The sequence below is a fragment of the Arthrobacter sp. Leaf337 genome (assembly GCF_001423745.1).
Classification (GTDB): Bacteria; Actinomycetota; Actinomycetes; order Actinomycetales; family Micrococcaceae; genus Arthrobacter.
The window spans coordinates 12,121-36,503 of record NZ_LMPC01000004.1 but is presented as its reverse complement, the minus strand read 5'-3'; the positions used below and the strand labels follow the sequence as shown (position 1 = coordinate 36,503).

Annotated in this window: 19 protein-coding genes and 1 pseudogene; 13 read left to right on the top strand and 7 right to left on the bottom strand. The window is 67.4% G+C overall.

All coding sequences use genetic code 11. The features are described 5' to 3' along the window. The first annotated feature begins 34 nt into the window (after nucleotides 1–34). The 3 genes from ASF98_RS04895 (at nucleotide 35) to ASF98_RS04885 (ending at nucleotide 2,603) form a co-directional block, all read left to right on the top strand. Nucleotides 35–1,015 carry a methionine ABC transporter ATP-binding protein gene (locus ASF98_RS04895; RefSeq protein ID WP_055798290.1) on the top strand — a complete coding sequence of 327 codons (981 nt, stop codon included), beginning with the start codon at nucleotides 35–37 and terminating at the stop codon, nucleotides 1,013–1,015. Then, nucleotides 1,012–1,713 carry a methionine ABC transporter permease gene (locus tag ASF98_RS04890; RefSeq protein ID WP_055798287.1) on the top strand — a complete coding sequence of 234 codons (702 nt, stop codon included), beginning with the start codon at nucleotides 1,012–1,014 and terminating at the stop codon, nucleotides 1,711–1,713. The genes ASF98_RS04895 and ASF98_RS04890 overlap by 4 nt, the downstream gene beginning before the upstream one ends. Before the next feature lie 86 nt (nucleotides 1,714–1,799). Next, on the top strand, nucleotides 1,800–2,603 hold the full coding sequence (locus ASF98_RS04885; RefSeq protein ID WP_055798284.1) for a MetQ/NlpA family ABC transporter substrate-binding protein: 804 nt from the start codon (nucleotides 1,800–1,802) through the stop codon (nucleotides 2,601–2,603). Nucleotides 2,604–2,724: 121 nt separating this feature from the next. Here ASF98_RS04885 and ASF98_RS04880 read toward each other — a convergent pair whose 3' ends face one another. Further along, on the bottom strand, nucleotides 2,725–3,858 hold the full coding sequence (locus tag ASF98_RS04880; RefSeq protein WP_055798283.1) for an Rv2578c family radical SAM protein: 1,134 nt from the start codon (nucleotides 3,856–3,858) through the stop codon (nucleotides 2,725–2,727). A gap of 78 nt (nucleotides 3,859–3,936) precedes the next feature. On the opposite strand from ASF98_RS04880, the gene pcp reads away from it, so the two are divergent. Then, nucleotides 3,937–4,587, top strand: coding sequence for a pyroglutamyl-peptidase I (gene pcp, locus ASF98_RS04875; protein WP_055798282.1), 651 nt, complete (start codon nucleotides 3,937–3,939; stop codon nucleotides 4,585–4,587). 63 nt (nucleotides 4,588–4,650) lie between these two features. Here the strand turns inward: pcp and ASF98_RS04870 are convergent, their stop codons facing one another. Beyond that, the gene (locus ASF98_RS04870; protein WP_082506714.1) at nucleotides 4,651–5,295 is read right to left on the bottom strand and encodes an SIMPL domain-containing protein; all 645 of its coding nucleotides are present in this window, start codon (nucleotides 5,293–5,295) and stop codon (nucleotides 4,651–4,653) included. A gap of 163 nt (nucleotides 5,296–5,458) precedes the next feature. Beyond that, a pseudogene (locus tag ASF98_RS04865) lies at nucleotides 5,459–5,857 on the bottom strand (eCIS core domain-containing protein); the annotation flags it as partial. Between the two features lie 277 nt (nucleotides 5,858–6,134). On the opposite strand from ASF98_RS04865, the gene pheS reads away from it, so the two are divergent. From pheS to ASF98_RS04850, 3 genes are read left to right on the top strand one after another with little or no spacing between them, the layout of a single operon-like run. Next, complete coding sequence (gene pheS, locus ASF98_RS04860; protein ID WP_028271917.1) at nucleotides 6,135–7,196, top strand: phenylalanine--tRNA ligase subunit alpha; 1,062 nt, start codon at nucleotides 6,135–6,137, stop codon at nucleotides 7,194–7,196. Between the two features lie 2 nt (nucleotides 7,197–7,198). Beyond that, entirely contained in the window at nucleotides 7,199–9,742 is a 2,544-nt protein-coding gene (gene pheT, locus ASF98_RS04855) for a phenylalanine--tRNA ligase subunit beta (RefSeq protein ID WP_055798275.1), read from the top strand. Between the two features lie 40 nt (nucleotides 9,743–9,782). Next, nucleotides 9,783–10,463, top strand: a complete 681-nt coding sequence (locus ASF98_RS04850) for a 4'-phosphopantetheinyl transferase family protein (RefSeq protein ID WP_055798273.1) — start codon at nucleotides 9,783–9,785, stop codon at nucleotides 10,461–10,463. 10 nt (nucleotides 10,464–10,473) lie between these two features. On the opposite strand, the gene ASF98_RS04845 is transcribed toward ASF98_RS04850, so the two are convergent. From ASF98_RS04845 to ASF98_RS04830, 4 genes are all read right to left on the bottom strand, one after another. Then, nucleotides 10,474–11,841: a M1 family metallopeptidase gene (locus tag ASF98_RS04845; protein ID WP_055798270.1), complete on the bottom strand. Its 1,368-nt coding sequence runs from the start codon at nucleotides 11,839–11,841 to the stop codon at nucleotides 10,474–10,476. Nucleotides 11,842–11,892: 51 nt separating this feature from the next. Continuing rightward, nucleotides 11,893–15,831, bottom strand: a complete 3,939-nt coding sequence (locus ASF98_RS04840; protein ID WP_055798721.1) for a Pls/PosA family non-ribosomal peptide synthetase — start codon at nucleotides 15,829–15,831, stop codon at nucleotides 11,893–11,895. Nucleotides 15,832–15,975: 144 nt separating this feature from the next. Beyond that, nucleotides 15,976–16,941, bottom strand: a complete 966-nt coding sequence (locus tag ASF98_RS04835; protein WP_055798267.1) for a quinone oxidoreductase family protein — start codon at nucleotides 16,939–16,941, stop codon at nucleotides 15,976–15,978. A 145-nt stretch (nucleotides 16,942–17,086) separates the two neighbouring features. After that, nucleotides 17,087–18,175: a fatty acid desaturase family protein gene (locus tag ASF98_RS04830; RefSeq protein WP_028271911.1), complete on the bottom strand. Its 1,089-nt coding sequence runs from the start codon at nucleotides 18,173–18,175 to the stop codon at nucleotides 17,087–17,089. A gap of 202 nt (nucleotides 18,176–18,377) precedes the next feature. Here ASF98_RS04830 and argC point away from each other — a divergent pair, with 202 nt between their 5' ends. The 6 genes from argC to ASF98_RS04800 are packed head-to-tail and all read left to right on the top strand — an operon-like array spanning nucleotide 18,378 to nucleotide 24,381. Beyond that, complete coding sequence (gene argC / locus ASF98_RS04825; protein ID WP_055798264.1) at nucleotides 18,378–19,409, top strand: N-acetyl-gamma-glutamyl-phosphate reductase; 1,032 nt, start codon at nucleotides 18,378–18,380, stop codon at nucleotides 19,407–19,409. Further along, nucleotides 19,406–20,572 carry a bifunctional glutamate N-acetyltransferase/amino-acid acetyltransferase ArgJ gene (gene argJ / locus ASF98_RS04820; RefSeq protein WP_055798261.1) on the top strand — a complete coding sequence of 389 codons (1,167 nt, stop codon included), beginning with the start codon at nucleotides 19,406–19,408 and terminating at the stop codon, nucleotides 20,570–20,572. The genes argC and argJ overlap by 4 nt, the downstream gene beginning before the upstream one ends. A gap of 35 nt (nucleotides 20,573–20,607) precedes the next feature. Beyond that, the gene (argB, locus tag ASF98_RS04815; protein WP_055798258.1) at nucleotides 20,608–21,540 is read left to right on the top strand and encodes an acetylglutamate kinase; all 933 of its coding nucleotides are present in this window, start codon (nucleotides 20,608–20,610) and stop codon (nucleotides 21,538–21,540) included. Then, nucleotides 21,537–22,817: an acetylornithine transaminase gene (locus tag ASF98_RS04810; RefSeq protein ID WP_055798255.1), complete on the top strand. Its 1,281-nt coding sequence runs from the start codon at nucleotides 21,537–21,539 to the stop codon at nucleotides 22,815–22,817. Before argB ends, ASF98_RS04810 begins: the two co-directional genes overlap by 4 nt. Then, complete coding sequence (argF, locus tag ASF98_RS04805) at nucleotides 22,814–23,821, top strand: ornithine carbamoyltransferase (protein ID WP_055798252.1); 1,008 nt, start codon at nucleotides 22,814–22,816, stop codon at nucleotides 23,819–23,821. The genes ASF98_RS04810 and argF overlap by 4 nt, the downstream gene beginning before the upstream one ends. Further along, nucleotides 23,821–24,381, top strand: a complete 561-nt coding sequence (locus tag ASF98_RS04800; protein ID WP_055798249.1) for an arginine repressor — start codon at nucleotides 23,821–23,823, stop codon at nucleotides 24,379–24,381. Before argF ends, ASF98_RS04800 begins: the two co-directional genes overlap by 1 nt. The last annotated feature ends 2 nt before the right edge of the window (nucleotides 24,382–24,383 follow it).

Sequence of the window (24,383 nt, the reverse complement as noted above, 5' to 3'; positions counted from 1 at the left end):
TTCCGCGAGGATTTGAGCCATCACAGGGAGCCCCATGATTTCCGTAGAACGGGTGTCGAAGAGCTACGGCTCCGGTGAGACGGCGGTCCGTGCGCTCGACGACGTTTCGCTGACAGTCGGGCGCGGTGAGATCTTCGGCGTCGTCGGCCAAAGCGGTGCCGGCAAGAGCACCCTGATCCGCACCATCAATTCGCTGGAGCGCCCGGATTCCGGATCTGTCGTGGTGGACGGCCGCGACGTCACCTCCCTGACCGGTGCCGGGCTGCGCAGCGCGCGGCACAACATCGGCATGATCTTCCAGCATTTCAACCTGCTCAGCAGCCGGACCGTGCAGGCCAACGTGGAGCTGTCCCTCGAAATTACCGGAGCGGGGCGCGCCGCGCGGCGGTCACAGGCTTTGGAAATACTCGAGCGGGTGGGACTCCACGGCAAAGCGGCCGCGTATCCGGCACAGCTGTCCGGCGGCCAAAAGCAGCGGGTCGGGATTGCCCGCGCGTTGGCATCCAAGCCATCCGTTCTGCTCAGCGACGAGGCAACTTCCGCGCTGGACCCCGAAACCACCACCCAGATCCTGGACCTCATCCGGCAGCTCAGCAAGGACATGGGCCTCACGGTCCTGCTCATCACGCACGAAATGGACGTGGTCAAGCGCATCTGCGACGCGGCCGCCGTCATGAGCGAGGGCAGGGTCCTGGAACAGGGGCCTGTGGAGCAGTTGCTGACCACCGAGAAGTCCTTGCTGGGTCACGCGCTCTTCCCGCTCGGCGACATACCGGAAACGGACAACACCATCATCGAAATCACCTTCACCGGAGCCACCTCCGACAGTCCGGTCATTGCGCGGCTCGCCCGCCGGCACGGCATCGACGTCGGGATCCTCGGCGCGGCCGTGGAAACCATCCATGGCCGGCAGACCGGCCGCACCCGGCTGGAACTGCCGGGCGAAGCATCGGCGGTTGCCGCTGCAGTGGCCGACCTTCGCACCCAGGGACTCTTTGTGGAGGTCATTAAATGATCGACCGCGACGACCCGTACTTCTGGCGGGACCTGTTCGAGACGATACTCAAGGGCACAGGCGAGACGTTCTACACGGTGGGCTTCAGCCTGCTGTTCACGGTGGTGTTCGGCCTGGCCGCCGGTGTCCTCCTCGTGACCACCGAGCCCGGCGGGCTCCTCGCCAAGCCGTTCGGCAGCAGGATCCTCGGCACGGTCATCAACCGCCTGCTGGACGTGGCAGTGAACATTGGCCGGTCCATCCCGTTCATCATCCTGATGATCCTGCTGATTCCCTTCACCCGACTGCTGGTGGGCTCCTTCATCGGCGCAACAGCCGCCATCGTGCCGCTGACCATCGCCGGCATCCCCTTCTTCGCTCGCCTCGTGGAGATCGGCATCCGCGAAGTTCCCCGGGGGCTGATCGAAGCCGCCGAATCGTTGGGTGCCACCCGGTGGACCATCCTGACCAGGGTGATGGTGGCCGAGGCCGTTCCTGCCCTGGCGCTCGGGCTGTCCACCACTGTCGTCGGACTGATCGGATACTCCGCCATGGTGGGCGCCGTTGGCGGCGGCGGACTGGGCGACGTTGCCTTCCGCTACGGCTATCAGCGTTACAGCCCCGAGTACATGTTCGGTGTAGTGATCCTGCTGATCCTGCTGGTGCAGGTCTTCCAGTCGCTCGGCAACTTCGCCGCACGCCGCCTGTCGCACCGATAGCGGCTCTTCACCCGGCGGTAAGAACCGCGACGGTGCTCCCTCCTGCTTCATTTCCCTCACATGATCCATTCCGCGAAAGAGTTCCAATGTTCCGATCACACGTCCTGAAAGCCGCCGCAACCGGAGTAGCCGCCATACTCGCTTTGTCTGCCTGCGGCGCCGGCAGCTCCGCCGGATCCGCCGAAACCATCAAGGTGGGTGCCCTTGCGGTGCCGGCCGGCGACATGCTCAAGCACGTCCAGCGTGAACTCGCCCCCAAGGAAGGCCTCACGGTGGAGTACAAGGAGTTCAGCGACTACAACACGCCGAACCCCGCTGTAAGCGACGGCGACATTGACGCCAACCTGTTCCAGAATTCGACCTTCCTGGAAACCTACAACAAGGCTTCCGGCAAGAACCTCGTGAGTGTCGGCAAGGTCTATCTGCCCCCGATGGCCCTTTACTCCAACGACATCGCCAGCCTGGATGCCCTTCCCGACGGCGCTTCGGTGGCCATCCCCAACGACCCCACCAACGAGTCCCGCGCCCTCAAACTGCTGGCGTCGAAGGGGCTCATTGAAGTCACCGAAAACCCGATCACGCTCAAGGACGTCAAGGCGAACCCGAAAAACCTGGAGTTCACCGAGATCGAGAACGCCAGCCTTCCGCAGGCTCTCAATGACAAGGACGCCGCGATCGTTACGCTGGCCTTCGCCCTGCCCGCCGGGCTGAGCGCCGACAAGCAGTTACTCGTGGAGGGCAAGGACAGTGCGTACTACAACGTCCTGGCGGTCAAGGCTGAAATGAAGGACGACCCGCGCGTGCAGAAGCTCTTCAAGATCCTGACCTCGCAGGAGATGAAGGACTTCATCAACACGAAGTTCAAGGGCCTGGTCATCCCGGCCAGCTAACCGTCAGCCATTCCGGCCACGCAACCCGTCCTGGACACTCAGGAACGCACTCCGGCTCCGGCCCTGCCCATGGCAGCACCGGAGCCGGAAGCGTTTAAACCCGCAGGGTTGGAACGCACGGTCAGAACAGCGTGGGCTGCGCGGATCCCACAACGGAATTCGCGCCCGGGCCGGTACGGGCTTCGGGCATGCTGCCGGCGGGATACTGTGCTTCTTCGTCCCTGGCGTCCTGGGCCAGGTCGCGGTGGCTGAAGCCGTGCGAACCGGAAAAGCCGTGCCGGGCCTTGAAGTAGCGGATCCGTCCTGCGAGCCATTCGCGGTACTCCTTGGATGCGTAGGACCCTGTGCCGTACAGCCTGCGGTAACGGCCCGCCAGTTCGGGGTGTCGGGCCGCGATCCATTGCATGAACCACTCACGCGTACCCGGCTTTAGGTAAAGGGCGCCGGCCGTGACACCCGTAGCGCCTGCCGCGGCGAGTGAACCAAAAAGTGAGTCCAGGGCGTCGTCGCTGTCGGAAAGCCACGGCAGGATGGGCATCGCCATGACGCCGCACGGCAAGCCGGCTTCGCGCAACCTCGAGACCAGCTTGAGCCGCGCCCTGGGTCCCGGCGTGCCGGGCTCGACTGCCTCGGACAGCTGCTCGTCCGTCATGGCCAGCGAAATCCCGATCCCGACCGGCACCTGTGCGGCGGCGTGCTTCAGCAGCGGGATGTCCCTGGCCAGCAGGGTCCCCTTGGTGAGGATGGACAGCGGCGTTCCTGAATCGGCAAGCGCGCGGATGATGCCGGGCATCAGCTGATAGCGGCCCTCGGCGCGCTGGTATGGATCCGTGTTGGTGCCCAAGGCCACGTGGTGATGACCCCAGGAAGGCTTGGCAAGTTCCTTCCGCAGGACGTCGGCAGCGTTGATCTTGACCACCACTTGGCTGTCAAAATCCAGGCCGGCATCAAAGTCCAGATAGGTGTGGCTCTTGCGGGCAAAACAATAGACGCAGGCATGGCTGCAGCCGCGATAGGGATTCACGGTCCATTCAAAGGGCATGCGGGAACCGGCCGCCACTTTGTTGAGCACCGATTTGGCGGTGACCTCATGGAAAGTGACCCCGGCAAATTCGGGGGTTGAGACGGAACGCACGAGCCCGGCCAGCGGCAGCAACGCTTCAACGGCTGGGGCGGCTGCTGTCGCGTTGCTTGCGCTGTTGTCTGCGTTGTTGCCCGCAGGCGCCGGCCGGAGTGCTTGTGCGTCCCATCTCATGGTTACTATTCGAAGGTATGTTCGAATATAAGTCAAGGCCCGGGCCACCCGTGTGGGGGTCTTGCTACGCTGGGGCCCATGATTCTCCTGACCGGGTTCGAACCGTTCGGCGGCGAAACCACCAACCCGTCCTGGACCGCCGCAGCGGCAGCTTCGGAAATCCTGAAGGCGGAGGGCCACGCCGTCGCTGCCCTGGAACTGCCGTGCGTGTTCGGGCAATCCGTCACGGTGCTGGAGGATGCCCTGCGGCGCCATAGCCCTGATCTTGTGGTCTGCGTCGGCCAGGCCGGCGGACGTCCGCGGATCTCCCTGGAGCGCGTCGCCATCAACTGCGACGACGCCCGTATCCCGGACAATGCCGGAAACCGCCCCGTGGACGAGGAAGTGGTCCCCGGCGGCCCGGCAGCCTATTTCAGCTCACTGCCCGTGAAGGCTGCGCTGGGGGCACTTCGAACCGCCGGGATCCCGGCCGAGGTTTCCCAAAGCGCCGGCACCTACGTCTGCAACCATATTTTTTACGCCCTGATGCACTCGCTGAACGCCGGAACCGGCGCCTCCGCAACGCGGGGCGGCTTCGTTCATGTCCCGTATGAGACCGGGCAGGTGCCCAAGGGCAGCGGTACTCCGTCGCTGCCCGCAGCCGTGATGGCGGAGGCGCTCGCCGTCGTCGTCCGTACCGCCCTGGCCACGACGGCGGACCTCAAGCTGTCCGCAGGCACAGTCCACTAACCGGCACAGTCCACTAACCCGGCACAGTCCGCTAACCTGCCGCGGCGCTCGCCGGCCGCGGCGCTAGCTGCGGTCGCGAAGTTCCCAGACGACGCCCACTGTCGCCGACACGCTCGACTGCCCGGCCTCGATCCCCACGGAGTCTGTGGCCATGGCGCGCTGCATCTTCGCCACCGGAATCGGAGCCGACGCCGCAGGCTGCTGGGTGACGGAAACAACCGGTCCGAGTGCGGTGCCGGCCAGCGACGCAAACTGTGTGGCTGTGGCGAGGGCATCCTGCCAGGCGGCTTCGCGTGCCCGCGCCGTGACTGCGGCCGGATCTGCGAACCCGAGCTCCAATCCGTTCAGCCGGACATCGTTGCCGCCCGCGGCCACGGCCGCTGAGATGACGTCCGAGGAACCGGGAACATCGCGGAGCCGCACCGCCAGGACGCTTGATGCAACGTACCCCGTCACCGTCTGGCCCTGGCCCTCTTTCCACACCACGTCCGCCCGGACGTTGAGGCCCGAGGTGCTGATGTCCGCGTCCGGGACGCCGTGCTCACGCAGGACCGCCGAAATCGCGGCCGAGGCCCTGCCTGCTGCCGCATACGCAGCGCCCACGTCCTCCTGGCGGCACTCCACGCCGATGGAGACGGTCAGTAGGTCCGGCACAGCTTCGGCAGTTCCGGAGCCGGTTACTGTGACGGTCCTGGCGATGTCGGTCATCTCAAGCCTCAATTCCATCGGGAGCGGTGTTGCCCTTGCGGCGTTTGCCTGGTCTGCCTTTGCCTAACGGACGGTTGCCCAGCGAGCGGTTGCCCAACGGACGGTGAACCGCCCGGCGGCCGTCCGTTTTGGTGTCCGGTGCATTGCCCGCTTCGCGGACGTGCCGGTCCATGTAACCGCCGGCCTCCAGCCCGGCGAGGCGTTCAAAGACGTTGGCGGACCCCGGGTTGCCCGTCCGCAGCTGCGACCACCCGGCCGCGATGAAATACAGCGGCAGGAACGGCAGGCCCAGGCACCAGGCGTACTGGCTGCTGTGCCGCTCCTCGTGGCCCAGCAGAAGCTTGTTGGACAGCGCCTCCGGCGCCTCCGCCCGGAACAGCACCACGTTGCCCACCGTGAACGCCTGGGCGAAGGGGAGCCGCCACTGGTAGCCCGTGGCGATCAGCAGGCCGCCCGGACCGGGGCGCACAGCCGTCCCGGCGCACCTGGCCAGCAACAGGCCCAGGAGAGTCGTTGCATTCAGCACGTTGGCGATCTGCCGAAGCCGCTGTCCGGAGGTCATGAGGCCATGGTAGCGGGAGGCGGTAATCCCCGTCCCTCCTACCACCCGCCTGCGGGGGCGTCACGTCCGTGCTCTGGCGCGTTCAGCGTTGCGCCTTCAACTAGACTGGGGGAGAGTGCCCGCCGGACGAATACCGGCGAGCCCTGCCCTTTGTCACTTCACGCGGCCCCTGAAGGGCCGTGCGGAACGACAAGCCAGTGACGGACACGCTGCCGGTGGACCCGAATGCAGCTGGACAGCTCGCTGGCGAGACCCGACTCGTAGCTAAGAACAGTAGATGACTGAAACTTTGCCGGGCGCCGCCATCCCGAACCCTCTGGATGAAGCCGCCATTACTGCCGCCGTAGACCACGCCGTTGCCGCCATTGCCGCTGCCTCCACCCTTGACGAGCTCAAGGCCGTGAGGCTGGCGCACACGGGCGAGAAGGCACCGCTGAGCCTTGCCAACCGCGAAATCGGCGGCCTGGCAAAGGACCAGAAGGCCGCCGCCGGAAAGCTCATGGGCGCCTCCCGCGGACGCGTCAACAAGGCGCTCGCGGACCGTACAGCCGAGCTCGAAGCTGAAAACGACGCACGGATCCTCGTCGAAGAGACCGTCGACGTCACGGCCGCTCCGCGCCGCCGCCGAGCCGGTGCGCGCCACCCGCTCTCCACGCTGCAGGACCGTGTGGCGGACATCTTCGTGGGCATGGGCTGGGAGATTGCCGAAGGCCCCGAGGTCGAATCCGAGTGGTTCAACTTTGATGCCTTGAACTTCAAGCCGGACCACCCTGCCCGCGAAATGCAGGACACCTTCTTTGTGGAGCCCCCCGAGGCCCACCTGCTGATGCGCACGCACACCTCGCCGGTGCAGGTCCGCTCCATGCTGGAGCGCGAAGTGCCCATCTACGTGCTGTGCCCGGGCAAGGTGTTCCGCACCGATGAACTCGACGCCACACACACGCCCGTGTTCCACCAGTTCGAGGGCCTGGCCATCGACAAGAAGCTGAGCATGGCGGACCTCCGCGGCACGCTGGAGCACTTTGCCCGGCAGATGTTCGGCGACGAGGCCCAGATCCGCCTCCGCCCCAACTACTTCCCGTTCACCGAGCCGTCCGCGGAACTGGACATCTGGCACCCGGGCGCCAAAGGCGGTCCGCGCTGGATCGAGTGGGGCGGCTGCGGCATGGTCAACCCCAACGTCCTCCGGGCCGCCGGCATCGATCCGGACGTCTATTCAGGTTTTGCCTTCGGCATGGGCATCGAGCGGACCCTCATGTTCCGCAACGAGGTGGGCGACATGCGCGACATGATCGAAGGCGATGTACGTTTCAGCGAGCACTTCGGGATGGAGATCTAACAGTGCGTATCCCACTTTCCTGGCTGCGTGAGTTCGCGCAGGTACCGGCCGGAGCAACGGCCGAAGACGTCATGGCAGAACTGGTCAAGGTCGGTTTTGAAGAAGAAGCGGTCCACCGCCCCACGGACGCGCTCCGCGGTCCCGTGGTGGTGGGCCAGGTCCTGAGCCTGGTCAAGGAACCGCAGACCAACGGCAAAACCATTAACTGGTGCCAGGTCCGCGTGGTCCCCGAAGGCCAGGAGCAGACCCTCACCGGCCAGGGCATCGACCCCTCCGGTGTCCAGGGCATCATCTGCGGCGCCCACAACTTCGTGGAAGGTGACAAGGTCGTCGTCACCCTTCCCGGCGCCGTGCTGCCCGGAGACTTCCACATCTCAGCGCGGAAGACGTACGGCCACCTGTCCGCCGGCATGATCGCCTCCGTCCGCGAGCTGGGCATCGGCGAGGACCACGACGGCATCCTGGTGCTGTCCCGCATCGGCCTGGACCCGGAAATCGGGACCGACGCCATGGAACTCCTGGGCCTCTACGACCAGGCCGCCGAGATCAACGTGACCCCGGACCGCGGCTACGCGTTCTCCATCCGCGGCGTCGCCCGCGAATACGCCCACGCCACCGGCACCTCCTTCACGGACCCGGCGTCAAAGGTGCAGGCACCGGCTGAACTGGCCGGCGGCTACGGCGTCAAGCTCAACGACGACGCTCCCATCTATGGCAAGCCGGGCTGCGACCGCTTCGTGGCCCGCACCGTCCGCGGCGTCGATGCCACCAGGCCGACGCCCCCGTGGATGGTCTCGCGCCTGAGGCTGGCGGGCATCCGCTCCATCTCGCTGCCGGTGGACATCTCCAACTACGTCATGCTGGAACTCGGCCAGCCCACGCACTGCTATGACCTGGACAAGCTGTCCGGCGACATCGTGGTCCGGCGCGCCGTGGCGGGGGAGAAGATCACTACCCTGGACGACAAGGAGCGCAAGCTCGACGTCGAGGACCTCCTCATCACCGACAGTTCCGGAGCGATCGGCATCGCCGGCGTTATGGGCGGCGCTGCCACCGAGGTCAGCGATTCGACGTCGAACGTCCTGGTTGAGGCGGCGCACTTTGACGAGGTGTCCATTGGCCGTTCCCGCCGCCGGCACAAGCTGCCCTCCGAAGCGTCCAAGCGTTTCGAACGCGGCGTCGACTGGCAGGTTGCCGGCATCGCCGCGCAGCGCGTGGTTGACCTCCTGGTGGAGCTGGCCGGCGGCACTGCCGACGACGCCGGCACCGATGTCGGCACGGCGCCTGACGCCGTCACCATTGAACTGCCGGCGGCTTTCGCGGCAGCGCGGATCGGCATCGATTTCACCGAAGAGCAGATCGTCACCTCGCTCGAGGACCTCGGCGCTGCCGTGGTGAAGAACGACGCCGGCTGGACGGTCACGGCCCCGAGCTGGCGGAACGACCTGGAAACCAAGGAAGACCTCTCCGAGGAGATCGCCCGGCTGGTGGGTTACGACCAGATTCCGGCGACTCTCCCCGTGGCACCTCCCGGACGCGGGCTGACCCGCGTCCAGCAGCAGCGCCGCCGGCTGGTCCAGGCACTGGCCGATGCCGGGCTCACCGAGGTCCTGGCCTACCCGTTCGTGTCCAAGGCTGCCAACGACACCTTCGGCGTGGCAGAGCAGGGCGCTGAACGCAAGGCCGTGAAGCTGGCCAACCCGATCAGCGAGGAACAGGGCTACCTGCGGACGTCCGTGCTCCCCGGCCTGATCGAGGTGGCAAAGCGGAACCACTCGCGCGGCTTCCGCGACCTGGCGGTCTTCGAAGCCGGATTGGTGTTCCTGCCGGGTGACACGGTGGGCACGCCGTCCATCCCGCCGCTCGGCGTCAAGCCCTCCGATGAGGTGCTGGATGCCCTGTACGACGGCGTCCCGGACCAGCCGCTGCATATCGCAGCGGTCCTGACGGGCCACGACTCGCCCGCTGCCGCCGCCCACACGCCGCGTGCCTGGGACTGGGCCGACGCCGTGGACATTGCGCGCCTCGCCGGAGATGTCCTCGGCGTCGAAATCGTGGTCAGCCAGGGTCACCACCAGGCCTACCACCCGGGACGCACAGCCCAACTCTCGCTGCGCTCCGGTGACGTTGTGGGCTACGCCGGCGAACTGCACCCCAAGCTGCTGGCCGCGCACGACATGCCGGCACGTTCGGTGGCGCTCGAGTTCAACGCCGACGCATTGTTCGAAGCGGCAGCCGACGTCATCGTCGCGAAGCACATTTCCGGCTTCCCGGTGGCCACCCAGGACGTTGCCCTGGTGGTTCCGAAAGAGATCCCGGCTGACGACGTCCTGGCCGCCCTCCGCGAGGGTGCCGGCGAGCTGCTGGAAGACGTGGCACTCTTTGACGTGTACGCAGGAAAGGGCATCGAGGACGGCAAGAAGTCGCTGGCCTTCGGCCTCCGCTTCCGTGCCGCGGACCGGACGCTCACGGCGGACGAAGCATCAGCCGCCCGGGAAAGCGCTGTTGCCGTGGCAGCCGAGCGCTTCGGGGCCGTTCAGCGCTAGAACCGCTCAGCGTTCAAGGCTAAGACCGGAAGGGCGGGCCATGGCATCACACCTCGTTGTGCGTGCCTGCCCGCCCTTTCGCGTCCCCGGGCAGCACACAGCACCGCCGGCAGCCGAGCTGGAACGCGATGCCCTGCGGTTCCTGGACCCGCCCGAGCTGGAGCGTGCCCGCGCCATGATGCCCGTGCCACGGCAGGACTTCCTCGCGGCCCGGGTGGCCCAGCGACGGTTCGCCGCGGAACTGCTGGGCGTGCGTGCCCAGGATCTGACCGTCCGTTACAGTTGCCCGCGGTGCGGCAGCGGTCCCCGTGTCACCCACGGGAGGCCCGGCTACGAACTGGACGGAGCGCCGGCGCCCCTGCTGCTGAGCCTGTCCCGGGCGGCCGGCTGGACCCTGCTGGCGGCCGTGGCGGAACCCGGGCCGGGGCAGCGGCTGGGCGTTGACGCCGAGGATCCGCGGCGGTTGGACTTTGACGGCTTCGATGCTGTGGCGCTGACCCCGGCGGAGTACCGGGCCCTGGCCCCGCTGCAGGGGAGCGCCCTGCTGCGTGAGCGGGCCCGGCTGTGGGCGCGCAAGGAGGCTTTCCTGAAGATGACCGGGGAGGGCCTGGGACGGCCGCCGGAGACTCTTGACGTGCTCGACCGGGCAGGTGTCCGGGACCTGGCCTCCGCCGAGTCGGGGCTGCCGGACGGGCTGGCGGCCGCCGTCGCCCTCGGATGAAGTGGCGGCCCTACCGCACAGGCAGGGCAGGCAGCGGCTCTTCGAACAGCCAGGGGTGGAGCAGGGCTTCTGAATCGATTCCGGCCACACGGTCCGCGGTCTGGATGAACCCGGCGGTGGAGACGGATCCGTGGCGGTTGCTTGCTGCCCAGTCGTGCAGCAGCGCAAAGAAGGCGAGGTCGCCGCACCGGATCCGGAGCGCGTGCAGTGCGAGGGCGCCGCGCTTGTACACCCGGTCATCGAACATCAGCTCGGGTCCGGGGTCACCGACCGTGAGGTCCTGGCTCCCGGCGTCGAGCTTCCGCCAGGCGGCCGCGGCGCGGTCCGCAACGCTCATGACTCCGGCCGCCTCGGACCAGATCCACTCCGCGTAGCATGCGAACCCTTCGTGCAGCCAGATGTCCCGCCAGGACGCGACGGTCAGGGAATTGCCGAACCACTGGTGCGACAGTTCGTGGGCGATCAGCCGCTGCGCGTTCCAGTCCGGGGTGAGATGGTTGGGGCCCACGATGGACAGTGTCTGGGCTTCGAGCGGAATTTCGAGCTCGTCCTCTGCCACCACCACCGTGTACTCCTGGAAGGGGTAGGGGCCGAAGCTGTTGACGAAGGTGCGCATCATCTCCGGCTGGCGTGCCAGTCCCCGGCGGGCGGCGTCGGCCAGGGCGGCGGGCACTGCCACATGCTGGGGGACGCTGCCCGGAACCGACGTCGTATCCAGGGTCAGGAGGTCATACCGGCCGATCTGCACAGTGGCGAGGTATGTGGCCATCGGTTCGGCCTGCTCGTAGGTCCAGGTTTCACGGCTGGAGCCTGATTTTCGGGAAATCAGCAGGCCGTTGCAGACTGCCCGGTAATTGGCGTCCGTGGTGACGGCGACCCTGTAGCTGGCCTTGTGCTGCGGATGGTCGTTGCAGGGAAACCAGGAGGCGGCGCCGTTGGGCTGGCCCGCCACCAGCACTCCGTCGGTGAGTTCCTCCCAGCCCACTTCACCCCAGAGTCCCCGCCGTGGAGAAGGATTTCCTTCATACCGGATGTCGAGGGTGAAGCGGTCGCCCGGGAGCAGGGCCGCGTCGGGAACGATCACCAGCTGCTCGGCCCGCTGGCTGAACCTGCGCACGCGTTTGCCGTTCAGCGACACCTTGACGGCGCGCAGCCCCGCGAGGTCCAGGACAACGGCCGACGCCGCCCGGTCCGCCTCCGCGTGCAGGACGGCGCGGCCGTTCAGCCGGTTGCTGGCCAGCTTGTAGTCCAGGTCCAGCTCGTACCGCGTGACCCGGTAGGCGTTCGTGCCGTGCCCGGGGATGTAGGGATCAGGGGAGCCGGAGGGCTCGTCCGGCCGGCGTGTGCCGCCGTGGCCGGCTGGTGCTGCAAAACTCATGAACTGGCCTTCGTATTGCGGATGGTCGGAGCCGGGTTGGCCGTGCTGGAGCTACTTGAGCCGCCGTGCCGGCACTGCCGGGCCCGCCCAGGGGCTGACCGGATTGCCCATCCAATACGTCGCTGCCGGAACTGTTTCCCCGCGCATGACCAAGGATGCCGGGCCCACCGTGCCGCCCTTCGCGATGCGTGCCCGCGGGAGGATGACGCCATGTGGTCCCATGGTGGCTCCGTCTTCGAGCGTAACAGTGTCAATGCTCATGATCCGGTCGTGGAAAAGGTGGGTCTGGACGACGCACCCGCGGTTGACCGTTGAACTTTCGCCCAGCGTGACAAGGTCCGCTTCCGGCAGCCAGTAGCTTTCGCACCACGTGCCGCGGCCGATCTTCGCGCCGAGTCCGCGCAGCCACCACACGAGGGCCGGAGTACCCGAGGCCGAGCGGGCGAACCACGGTGCGCTCACCATTTCGATGAAGGTGTCCACCACTTCGTTCCGCCAAATGAAGGAACTCCACAAGGCATGCTCGCCGGGCTTGATCCTGCCGACCAGCAGCCACTTGGCGGCCACCGCGCTGGCAGCGGCTGTGGCACCTGCGATGAGGACCACGATGCCGCCCAGAAGCGCCGCGATACCGTAGCCCCACGCCGAAGCGAGCCCGTCGAACGCGAGCATGACACCGGCGGCCAGGCCGACGGTGAGCACGACGGGAACGAACCGGCAGAGCTCCCATAGGGCGCGTGCCAGCTTCAGCCGCAGCGGCGGCTGGAAAGTCAGGGTGTTGTCGGTGGCGATGGCCGTGCGGCGCAGCCGGACCGGGGGGCTGCCCAGCCAGGAGGTGCCTGATTTGGCTTTGGCAGGAGTGGCGGACAGGACGGCCACCAGCGAGTTCTTGGGCACGCTTCGTCCCGCACCCGTCATCCCGGAGTTGCCCAGGAAGGAGCGTTTTCCGATCTTGGCGGGGGCAATCCTCATCCAGCCGCCGCCCAGTTCGTAGGAGGCCACCATGGTGTCGTCCGCGAGGAAGGCGCCTTCGCCGACGGTTGTCATTTTGGGGAGCAGGAGGACGGTGGAGGCCTCCACGTTCTTGCCCACCTTGGCTCCCAGCAGGCGGAGCCAGACCGGGGTGAAAAGGCTGGCGTAGATGGGAAACAGGACATCCCGGGCAAGGTCCAGGACGCGTTCAGTAGCCCAGACCTGCCAGCCGATCCGGCTTCGCACCCTGTAGTAGCCTTCCTTGAGTCCGACGCCCAGCAGGCGGGTGGTGGCAAGGATCAGCAGGAGGTTGGTGGCGAACCAGATGAGCGCCGCCAGTGGCAGCGAGGCAAGGACCAGGGGGAGGGCGGCCACCAGCGATTCGCTGCCGCGGATGAACAGGAACACCACGAATGCCCCGGCGGCAGCGGACAGGTAGGGGATGGTGGCCAGCACGGCTGAGGCTGCAGCGAACGCCGCGAACCATAGCCGTCCGATCAGCGCATGCGACGGGGGCGTGTCCGGCCATGCCTGTTTGGCCTTGCCGATCCGTTCGGCGGGGGATCCGGACACCAGTTGCCCGGCCTTGACCTTTCCGAGGACCGCCGATCCCGGCTCGACCTGCGCCCCGGCGCCGATACTGGCTCCGGGCATGAGCGTGCTGCGGGCGCCCACAGTCGCGCCCGCTCCAACGTGCACCTGGCCGATGTGGACTGTATCACCGTCGATCCACCAGCCGGAGAGGTCCACTTCCGGCTCGATGTTGCTGCCGCGCCCCAGCGACAGCATGCCGGTGACCGGCGGCAGCGAGTGCAGCTGGACATCATTGCCGATCTTCGCTCCGAGGGCCTTCGCATAGTAGGGCACCCAGGGGGCACTTGCCAGGCTGATGGCGCCGGACAGGTCCTGGATCTGCTCCGCCAGCCACAGCCGCAGGTGTACCTTGCCGGACCTGGGGTAGGTCCCCGGAACCACGCGCCGGAGCAGGGTCCTGGCGGCCAGGACCGAGAGGGCCATCCGCCCGGCCGGGCTCACGAACACCAGCCACGACGCTGCCACCCACCACCAGGAAACAACCGGGGCCGCCGTGAAGCCGGCAAAGGCCGCCAGGAGGTTGTTGGCCACCATCACGTAAGTCAGCCAGCGCATGCCCACCAGGATGTGCAACGGGACACCCAACAGCGTCTGGAAGACCTGCGATTTCAGTGCCGTGGGGCGGACGTTCCGTTCCGGCGCCGGCCCGGCAGCCCCCTCGGGCAAGGACTGCCGGGCGGCATCGATGAGCGCGCCCACCCGGGGTGTTGCGTAAATGTCGGCCACCGTGACGGTGGGGTAGCGGACGCGGAGGGCGGACACGAGCTGTGCAGCGGCCAGGGATCCTCCGCCGTGGGCAAAGAAGTCCGCATCCAGGCTCGACGCCGGGGTTCCCAGCACGCTGCCCCACTGCTCCACGATCCAGCGGGCGTCGTCCGGCAGGTTCAGCGGGGCGTTGTCCGCGTCGGCCGCCCCGGCTCCTGCCAACGGCCAGGGAAGGGAGTGGCGGTCAACTTTTCCGCTTGTCTTGGTGGGCAGGGACTCAACCACGGTCAGGAGGGGGATGAGCGCCGCCGGAAGGCTGGTCCCAAGCCGTTCACGGGCGGCGGCGAGGTCGATTTCCGCGGTGCCGGCAGGCGCAAGGTAACCGACGAGGATCTGGTTCCCGGCCGCCGTCGTGCGGACCGCCGCCGCTGCGCCGGCAACGTCAGGCAGTGCCTGCAGCGCGGCGTCGATCTCGCCGAGTTCGATGCGCCGGCCGCCGAGTTTCACCTGTTCATCCGCGCGCCCCATGAACACCAGGCCGGCCGCTTCGTAGCGTACGAGGTCTCCGGACCGGTACGCCCGGGCCCAGCCGAGGGACGGCATCGGCGCGTACTTTTCCGCGTCCTTGGCGGCGTCGAGGTACCGGGCCAGCCCCACGCCGCCGATGATGAGCTCGCCCACTTCGCCCTCTGCCACCGGAACGCCGCCGGTATCAACCACGGCAAGGTCCCAGCCGTCCAGCGGCAGGCCGATCCGGACGGGCCCCGTGCCCAGCGGCGCCGCGCAGGCCACCACGGTGGCTTCGGTTGGTCCGTAGGTGTTCCACACTTCCCGGCCGTCGACGGCGAGCCGCTCAGCGAGTTCAGGAGGGCAGGCCTCGCCGCCGAAAATCAGCAACCGCACGTTCTCCAGAGCTTCGGCCGGCCACAGTGCGGCGAGGGTGGGCACCGTGGACACCACGGTGATGCCGTGGCTGATCAGCCACGGGCCGAGGTCCATTCCGGTCCGGACCAGCGACCGGGGGGCGGGGACGAGGCAGGCTCCGTAGCGCCAGGCCAGCCACATCTCTTCGCAGGAAGCGTCGAACGCCACGGATAGTCCGGCCAGGACCCGGTCGTGGAAGCCGATGGGTTCGTCCTGCAGGAAGATCCGGGCCTCAGCGTCCACGAACGCAGCCGAAGACCTGTGCTGAACCGCGACACCCTTGGGCGTACCTGTGGAGCCGGACGTGAAGATCACCCATGAGTCGTCGTCGGCCTGCGGCTTCCGCGGATCCGGGAACGGCCGGGGACGCTTGGTGTCCGCGACGATCTCGCCGTCCGCCCGGAGGATGGCGGCGACCCGGGCCTCGCTGAACACCAGCTTGGCGCGCTCATCGGGGTCGTCGGCATCCACGGGAACGTACGCCGCCCCGATCAGCAGGATGGCCAGGATCGACACGTAGAGCCGGTTGGTGCCGGAGGGAATCCGGACGCCGATCTTGTCACCGGCGCCGAGGCCCGCGAGATGGAGCTCACGCGCAGTGGCCCTGACTTCCGCCATCAGCTGGACGTAACTCAGGCGCCGGCGGCCGTCGTCCAGGGCCGAGGCCTCCGGATACGTGCGGGCGGTGGCCTCGAGGATGTCGATCAGCGTCCGCTCGGGCGGCGCCGCGGCGCCGCCCGGCAGCTGCGGCAGATACACGTTCCGGACGTCGGGACGTGCTGCGCGTCCTTCCAGGGGGCCGGTCTCTGGCGCCGGCGCTGTTCCGGGAACTTGCGGTAGGTCAGTCACAGGGTGATTCTTGCCGCACAAGATGAACAGAAGGTGTCGCAGTTCGCCGGAGGTTCACGTCCTGTTTACCGGGTCAGGAGACTGGCCGGATCAAGGGACGAGGATGATCTTGCCGGTGGTCCGGCGCTGTTCCAGGTCGTCGTGTGCCCGGGCAGCGTGGGCCAGGTCATAGCGGCCGCCGATCCGGACCTTGAGGCTCCCGTCTGCGGCCGCCGCGAAGATCTCGTCGGAGCGCCAGCGGCGTTCCTGGGCGTTGCGGAGGAAGTGGTTGATGGTGGGCCGGGTCAGGTACAGGGAGCCGCCGGCGTTAAGCCGCTGCGGATCGAACGGCGGAACGGGGCCAGAGGCGGCACCGAAAAGAACCAGGGTGCCGCGGACGCGCAGCGCGGAGAGGGAGCCGTCGAACGTGTCCTTTCCGACGCCGTCGTACACCGCATCCGCTCCGGTGCCGTCGGTCAGCTCCCGGACTTTGGCGGAGAAGCCGTCGTAGGGGATGACATGATCGGCACCGGCTTCCCGGGTGAGCTTCGCCTTGTCGTCGGTGGAGACGGTGGTGATGACGCGGGCACCCTTCGCCTTGAGCAGTTGAATGGCCAGCAGGCCCACGCCGCCGGCTCCGGCATGGAGCAGGATGGTGTGGCCGGGTTCCACCCGGAACGAGGAATTGACCAGGTAGTGCGCGGTAATCCCCTGGAGCGGAAGGGCGGCAGCGGTGAAATCGTCCACGCCGCGGGGGACCGGCAGCGCCTTGTCCTCGTCCACCAGGATGTAGCCGGCGTAGCAGTTGGCGCCTTCGGCGGTGGCCACGCGGTCGCCGGGGGAGAACACGGTGACGCCGTCGCCGATTTCCTCCACGGTGCCGGCTGCCTCGGAACCCGGGGTAAACGGATAGGCCACTTTGTACGTGCCGCTGCGCTTGTAGGTGTCAATGAAGTTCACGCCGGTGGCGGACACCTTGACCAGCAGCTGGCGGGGACCCGGTACCGGACGCTCCACCTCGGCCAGTTCCAGGACGTCGGGCCCGCCCGCCTGGCGGGCCACAATTGCGTGCATCATGTGTCTCCTTCCCTGGGCTGGGATTTCCAGGCCCGGATACAGGAACCATCCTAGGGACACGGCCGCCAACGACGAAGTGACGGCCGGTAACCGGCCGTCACTTCGGGTCAAACGTGGATCAGGGGCTTGCCCGGGGGAGGCGCCCCTAGTAGCGGCGGGTGACCGTGGCCATGGGGCACTCGAAGTGCCGCCCGGCGGAGAGGCCCACGTCGTTGAGGTAGCGGACGATGATGCCGTAGGACTGCAGCAGGGTGGTCTCCGTGTAGGGGACCTGGTGCTTGGCGCAGAACTCGCGGACGATCACGGCGGCCTTGTCCAGCTGCGGGCGGGCCATGTCCGGGAAAAGGTGGTGTTCGGCCTGGCGGTTGAGTCCGCCCATCAGGATGTCCATGAAGCGGCCGCCGGAGATGTTCCTGGAGGTCAGGACCTGGCGGCTGAAGAAGTCCACGCGGCTGTCCGCCGGCAGGACCGGCATACCCTTGTGGTTCGGGGCGAAGGAAGCGCCCATGTAGAAACCGAAGACGGCGAGCTGGACGCCGATGAAGGCCAAAGCCATGCCCCAGGGCAGGAACGTGAACGTGAGGACCGGCAGCAGGCTCAGTCTCGCCAGGAGGATCGGGAGTTCAACCCAGCGGTGCGTGACCTTCGCGCGGCGGAAGACGAACTTGACCGAATCGATCTGCAGGCCGAGGCCCACCAGGAACAGCAGCGGGAAGAAGAACCAGCCCTGCTTCCGGGTAAGAAAAGCGAACCGTCCCTTACGGTCGGCAACCGCTTCGGTGTGGAAGGCGATGGGCCCGGGCGCGATGTCGGGATCCTTGGAAATGACGTTCGGGTGGTTGTGGTGGGCGCCGTGCTTCTGCTCCCACCAGGAGTAGCTCATGCCGGCGACGGACGTGGCCAGCAGCCTGGCAGCCCAGTCGTTGGCGCGGCGGGAGGCGAAGATCTGGCGGTGTCCGGCCTCGTGGGCCAGGAAGCTCAGTTGGGTGCAGAGGATGCCGATGGCGGCGGCGATGAGGAGCTGGAACCAGCTGTCACCGATGAGTGCGAAGCCGAACCAGGCGGCCGTCATCAGGAGCACCAGGACGGAGAACACCGTGATGTAGAAGCCGACGCGACGCTCGAGCAGGCCAGCGGCCTTGACGGTCTTGAGGAGCTCGGAATAGCTCAGGACAACCTGGTTGGGCTGCCGGACACGCGTCTGCGGGCGCTCCGAAGTAGTGGTGGGGGTCATGGACTCGGGGCCTCGTAACTGTTACGGGCAACGCTGCAGCCGACATTCGGACCGCGCGGTCAGGATCACCCTTCTTCAAGCATACGCTCACGTTCGTAACGCGAGCGTGAACGAGCGCGTGAACAGCCCAAGAATGAGCGCAGGTGCGAGCGCATGCATAAATATCGGGTTCTATGCATACTCTTGCTGTATAGTCATTTCCATGACTATTTCTGTTGCCGTTTCCGGTGCCAGCGGTTACGCCGGCGGTGAGGTGCTTCGCCTTCTGGCCGGGCACCCCGACGTCACCATCGGCGCCATCACAGCACACAGCAACGCCGGTTCCAGACTAGGCGAATTGCAGCCGCATCTCCATGGTCTGGCCAGCCGCATCCTTGAAGACACCACGGTGGAGAACCTCTCAGGGCACGACGTGGTGTTCCTGGCGCTCCCGCATGGGGCATCTGCTGAGATCGCGGCCCAGTTGCCCGACGGCACGGTGGTGATCGACGCCGGTGCCGACCACCGCCTGGAAGATCCCGCAGCCTGGGAAAAGTTCTACGGCTCCGCGCACGCCGGCACCTGGCCCTACGGACTACCCGAGCTGCCCGGCCAGCGGGAAAAGCTCAAGGGAGCCAAACGGATCGCCGTACCGGGCTGCTACCCGACGTCGTCCCTGCTGGCCCTTACGCCCGGCTTCGCCGCGGGTCTTCTCCAGCCCGACGACGTCGTGATCGTCTCTGCTTCAGGCACCTCTGGCGCCGGGAAAGCCGCCAAAGTGAATCTCATCGGCTCCGAGGTCATGGGCTCGATGAGCCCCTACGGGGTGGGCGGCGGCCACCGGCACACCCCCGAGATTGAACAGGGCTTGGGCAACGCCGCGGGGGAGGCCGTGACGGTCTCCTTCACGCCCACCCTCGCGCCGATGAGCCGCGGCATCCTCACCACGGCAACGGCCCGGGTGAAGCCCGGCGTCACGGCGGCAGAGCTGCGCACTGCCTGGGAAGAGGCGTACGACGACGAGCCGTTCGTGCACCTGCTCCCCGAGGGCCAGTGGCCCGCCACCAAGTCCGTGCAGGGCTCCAACCACGCCGTGATGCAGCTTGCGTATGACGCGCACACCGGCCGCGTCATTGTCGCCTGCGCCATCGACAACCTGACCAAGGGGACGGCCGGCGGCGCCGTGCAGTCCATGAATATCGCGCTTGGCCTGGCGGAAACCGCCGGCCTCAACCTGCAGGGAGTTGCCCCGTGACCGTTACCGCCCCCAAGGGATTCCGCGCCGCCGGCGTCAAAGCCGGCCTGAAGGCGTCCGGGAATCCAGACCTGGCCCTGGTAGTCAACGACGGCCCGTCCAAAGCCGCAGCGGCGGTGTTCACGTCCAACCGCGTGGCCGCAGCACCGGTGCACTGGTCCCGCGAGGTGGTGAAGGACGGCCGCGTCGACGCCGTCATCCTCAACTCCGGCGGCGCCAACGCGTGCACCGGCCCGCAGGGCTTCCAGAACACCCACACCACGGCCGAAAAGACAGCTGAAGCCCTGGGCGTCTCGGCCACGGACATCTTCGTCTGCTCCACCGGCCTGATCGGCGAGCAGCTGCCCATGGACAAAATCATCCCGGGCATCAGCGCAGCCAACGCCGCCCTCAGCGCTGACGGCGGCCCGGCCGCGGCCACGGCCATCATGACCACCGATTCCGTGTCCAAGGAAGCCGTCTTCACCGGCAAGGACGCAGAAGGCAACGAGTACACCATCGGGGGCATGGCCAAAGGCGCCGGCATGCTGGCTCCCGGGCTGGCCACCATGCTGGTGGTCCTCACCACCGACGCGGAAGTGCAGCCGGAAATGCTCGACGTCGTGCTCCGCGACGCCACCCGGGTCACCTTTGACCGGGCGGACTCGGACGGCTGCATGTCCACCAACGACACCGTGGTGCTGCTTGCCTCGGGCGCCTCGGCTGCCGTGCCCTCGGCCAAGGACTTCGGTGCAGGGCTGACCCAGGTCTGCGCCGAACTGGCCCGCAAGCTGATCGGCGACGCCGAGGGCGCCAGCCATGACATCGCGATCCGCACGTTCAACGCGGCCAGCGAGAAGGACGCCGAGATCGTGAGCCGGGCCGTGGCCCGCTCCAACCTCTTCAAGACGGCCATCTTCGGCAAGGACCCGAACTGGGGCCGCGTGCTGTCCGCCGTGGGCACCACCGACGCCGCGTTCGAGCCGGACCAGCTGAACGTGTCCATGAACGGCGTCCAGATCTGCAGGAACGGCAGCATCGGCGAGGACCGCAGCCTGGTGGACCTGGAGCCGCGGGAGGTCCTCGTTGAGATCGACCTGCAGGCCGGCGACGCCGAAGCCACGATCTGGACCAACGACCTCACGCACGACTACGTCCACGAAAACAGCGCCTACTCCAGCTAGGCGAAGCACCGACCTTCCGGGGAGACAGCAGCAGCATGAACACCCAGACACGCGAGACGACGTCCATGAGTGATGCCCAGGACAAAGCCGGCACGTTGATCGAGGCCCTGCCCTGGATCCAGCGCTTTGCCGGCACCACCATGGTGATCAAGTACGGCGGCAACGCCATGGTCAACGAGGAACTCCGCCGGGCGTTCGCCGAGGATGTCGTGTTCCTGCACCACGTGGGCATCCACCCCGTGGTGGTGCACGGGGGCGGCCCGCAGATCAACTCCATGCTCAGCCGGCTCGGCATCGAGTCCGAGTTCAAGGGCGGGCTGCGCGTCACCACCCCCGAGGCCATGGACGTGGTCCGTATGGTCCTGACCGGCCAGGTGGGCCGCGAACTTGTGGGCCTGATCAACTCCCACGGCCCGTACGCCGTGGGCATGTCCGGTGAAGACGGCGGCCTGCTGCGCGCCGTCCGCACCGGAACCGTCGTGGACGGCGAGGAGGTGGACCTGGGCCTGGTCGGGGAAGTCGTGGGCGTCAACCCGGAGGGCATCGTGGACATTCTCGCTGCCGGCCGGATCCCCGTGATCTCTACCGTGGCACCGGAGATCGCCGACGACGGTTCCACCACCGGACAGGTGCTCAACGTCAACGCGGACACCGCGGCGGCCGCCGTCGCGTCTGCCCTGGGCGCCTCCAAGCTGGTCATCCTGACCGACGTCGAGGGCCTCTATGCGAATTGGCCGGACAAGTCGTCCCTCATTTCGTCCCTGACGGCGTCGGAGCTGCGCGAGATGCTGCCGAGGCTTGAATCCGGCATGATCCCCAAGATGGCCGCCTGCCTGAAGGCGGTTGACGACGGCGTGGAACGCGCCCACATCGTTGACGGCCGGCTGCCGCACTCCATGCTGCTGGAAACATTCACCACCGCGGGCATCGGCACGCAGGTGGTCCCGGACGAGGAAACGAACGCATGAGCCAGGTTGAAAAGTCCCCCGTAGTCGAGCTCGTAGAAACCAAGGGCCACCCGACCGGTGCCGAGTGGCTGAACCGGTATTCCTCGTCCCTCATGGGCGTTTTCGGTACGCCGCAGCGTGTCCTGGTCCGCGGCGCCGGCTGCCTGGTCTGGGACGCCGACGGCAAGGAGTACCTGGACCTGCTGGGCGGCATCGCGGTGAATGCGATGGGCCACGCCCACCCGTTCGTGACGTCGGTGATCTCCAGCCAGTTGGCCACCCTGGGCCACGTCTCCAACTTCTTCACCAGCCCCACGCAGATCGCCCTGGCCGAGAAGCTGCTCGAACTGGCCAAGGCGCCGGCGGGGTCCAAAGTGTTCTTCGCCAACTCCGGCACGGAGGCGGTGGAGGCCGCCTTCAAACTGGCCCGCCGCAACTCCGGTGCGGAGGCGCCGGCCGGCCCCGGCAGCGCCGTCGCGCGGCGGACCAAGATCATCGCGCTCGAAGGTGCCTTCCACGGCCGGACCATGGGTGCTTTGGCATTGACCGCCAAGGCTGCCTACCGCGCGCCGTTCGAACCGCTTCCGGGCGGTGTTGTCCACATCCCGTTCGGGGATATTGATGCCCTGCTCGGGGAAATCGACGAAACCACGGCGGCTGTCTTCCTCGAACCGATCCAGGGCGAAGCAGGCGTCCGGCCACTGCCCGCCGGCTACCTGCAGGCAGCACGCGAGGCCACGACTAAGGCCGGCGCGCTCCTGATCCTCGACGAGGTGCAGACCGGCATCGGGCGCACGGGAAAATGGCTGGCCAGCGAAGACGCCGGGATCGTCCCGGACGCCGTGACCCTGGCCAAGGGACTGGGCGGCGGCTTCCCGATCGGGGCGCTGGTCACCTTCGGCCCTGAAACGTCCTCGCTCCTCACGGCCGGCCAGCACGGCACCACCTTCGGCGGGAACCCGGTGGCAACGGCGGCCGCACTGGCCACCTTGCACGCGATTGAAAGCCAGCGGGTCCTGGACAACGTCCGCACCGTGGGTGAACGCCTCCGCTCGAAGCTCGCCGACGTCGACGGCGTCACGGAAGTGCGAGGCGAAGGCCTCCTGATCGGCTTTGACCTGGACGCGGACATCGCCGCCGCTGTGGTGACCGCCGGACTGGACGCCGGGTTCATCGTCAACAGCCCGGGTCCGCGCACCATCCGCCTTGCCCCGCCGCTGATCCTGACTGCCGATCAGGCCGACAGCTTCATCCAGGCCCTGCCCACGCTCCTCCAGACCGCAAAGGATGCCCAGTGACCAGCTCCGCAACCACCCGTCACTTCCTCAAGGACACCGACCTCACCCCGGCCGAACAGGCCGAGGTCCTGGATCTCGCGGTCCGCATGAAGGCTGCGCCCTACAGCGTCCAGCCCTTTGCCGCCGAAGGCAGCGGACGCAAGACTGTCGCCGTCATCTTCGATAAGACGTCCACCCGTACCCGGGTGTCCTTCGCCACCGGCGTGGCCGACATGGGCGGAAACGCCCTCATCATCAACCCGGGTGAGGCGCAGATCGGCCACAAGGAATCAGTGGAGGACACCGCCAAGGTCCTCGAGCGCATGGTCTCCACCATCGTGTGGCGCACCGGTGCGCACTCCGGGCTGGTGGCCATGGCCGAGAACTCCAAAGTCCCCGTCATCAACGCCCTGTGCGACGACTACCACCCCTGCCAGCTCCTCGCCGACCTCCTGGCCGTCAAGGAACACAAGGGCGAGCTCAAGGGCCTCACCATGAGCTACCTCGGCGACTCCGCCAACAATATGGCCAACTCCTACCTGCTGGCCGGCGTGACCGCAGGGATGCACGTGCGCATTGCAGGCCCGGACGGCTACCTGCCGGCCGCAGACATCGTCGCTGCCGCGGAGGAGCGGGCTGCGGAAACGGGCGGTTCGGTGCTGATCACCACGGACGCCGCGGAAGCTCTCAAGGGTGCCGACGTCGTTGCCACCGACACCTGGGTGTCCATGGGCCAGGAGGCCGAGAAGGAAGCCCGGCTCCAGCTGTTCCGCGACTATTCCGTGGATGAAGCGGCGATGCAGCTCGCGGCGCCGGACGCCGTCGTGCTTCACTGCCTGCCGGCATACCGGGGCTATGAGATCTCCGCGGGGGTCATCGACGGTCCGCAGTCGATCGTCTGGGATGAGGCGGAAAACCGCCTGCACGCCCAGAAGGCGCTAATGGCCTGGCTCATGCACCGGTCGGGGCTGGCCTTCGTCGAGGGTCTGTCGCCCGTTGAAGGAACCGGGGAGAGCACGTTCTAGTGTCCACCAACCCGTCGGTACCGGGCGCGAGCCCGGCCACCAAAACGGCCAGGCTGGCGCGGATCACCGCGATCCTGACCGGTGAGTCCGTCCGTTCGCAGGCAGAGCTTGCCGCGCTGCTGGCGGACGACGGCGTCCAGGTCACCCAGGCCACGCTGTCCCGCGACCTTGTGGAACTCGGCGCAGTCCGGGTCCGCGGCAAGGACGGCGTGCTGGTGTACGCCGTTCCGGGGGAGGGCGGGGAGCGTGCGGCCAAGGCCGGCGTCACCCAGGAGATCCTGGATGCCAGGCTCGCCCGCCTGTGCGGCGAACTGCTGGTGACGGCGGAGGCCTCGGCCAATATCGTGGTGCTGAGGACCCCGCCGGGGGCAGCGAACTTCCTGGCCCTGGCGATCGACCACTCGGTGATGCCGTCCATCCTGGGGACCATTGCCGGCGACGACACCGTGCTGCTGGTCACCCGGGACCCGCTGGGCGGCGCCGAAGTGGCCGCCCGCTTCCTGCAGTTTGCCGAAGAAGCCGGCCATAAGCTTGAAGACAACCAAGAACCAAACAACTAAGG

What these genes read in the sequence shown, in the direction of transcription:
- ASF98_RS04895 (WP_055798290.1), top strand. Translation starts at nt 35, where the DNA reads ATGATTTCCGTAGAACGGGTGTCGAAGAGCTACGGCTCCGGTGAGACG.
- ASF98_RS04890 (WP_055798287.1), top strand. Translation starts at nt 1,012, where the DNA reads ATGATCGACCGCGACGACCCGTACTTCTGGCGGGACCTGTTCGAGACG.
- ASF98_RS04885 (WP_055798284.1), top strand. Translation starts at nt 1,800, where the DNA reads ATGTTCCGATCACACGTCCTGAAAGCCGCCGCAACCGGAGTAGCCGCC.
- ASF98_RS04880 (WP_055798283.1), bottom strand. Translation starts at nt 3,858, where the DNA reads ATGAGATGGGACGCACAAGCACTCCGGCCGGCGCCTGCGGGCAACAAC.
- pcp (WP_055798282.1), top strand. Translation starts at nt 3,937, where the DNA reads ATGATTCTCCTGACCGGGTTCGAACCGTTCGGCGGCGAAACCACCAAC.
- ASF98_RS04870 (WP_082506714.1), bottom strand. Translation starts at nt 5,295, where the DNA reads ATGACCGACATCGCCAGGACCGTCACAGTAACCGGCTCCGGAACTGCC.
- pheS (WP_028271917.1), top strand. Translation starts at nt 6,135, where the DNA reads ATGACTGAAACTTTGCCGGGCGCCGCCATCCCGAACCCTCTGGATGAA.
- ASF98_RS04850 (WP_055798273.1), top strand. Translation starts at nt 9,783, where the DNA reads ATGGCATCACACCTCGTTGTGCGTGCCTGCCCGCCCTTTCGCGTCCCC.
- ASF98_RS04845 (WP_055798270.1), bottom strand. Translation starts at nt 11,841, where the DNA reads ATGAGTTTTGCAGCACCAGCCGGCCACGGCGGCACACGCCGGCCGGAC.
- ASF98_RS04835 (WP_055798267.1), bottom strand. Translation starts at nt 16,941, where the DNA reads ATGATGCACGCAATTGTGGCCCGCCAGGCGGGCGGGCCCGACGTCCTG.
- ASF98_RS04830 (WP_028271911.1), bottom strand. Translation starts at nt 18,175, where the DNA reads ATGACCCCCACCACTACTTCGGAGCGCCCGCAGACGCGTGTCCGGCAG.
- argC (WP_055798264.1), top strand. Translation starts at nt 18,378, where the DNA reads ATGACTATTTCTGTTGCCGTTTCCGGTGCCAGCGGTTACGCCGGCGGT.
- argB (WP_055798258.1), top strand. Translation starts at nt 20,608, where the DNA reads ATGAACACCCAGACACGCGAGACGACGTCCATGAGTGATGCCCAGGAC.
- ASF98_RS04810 (WP_055798255.1), top strand. Translation starts at nt 21,537, where the DNA reads ATGAGCCAGGTTGAAAAGTCCCCCGTAGTCGAGCTCGTAGAAACCAAG.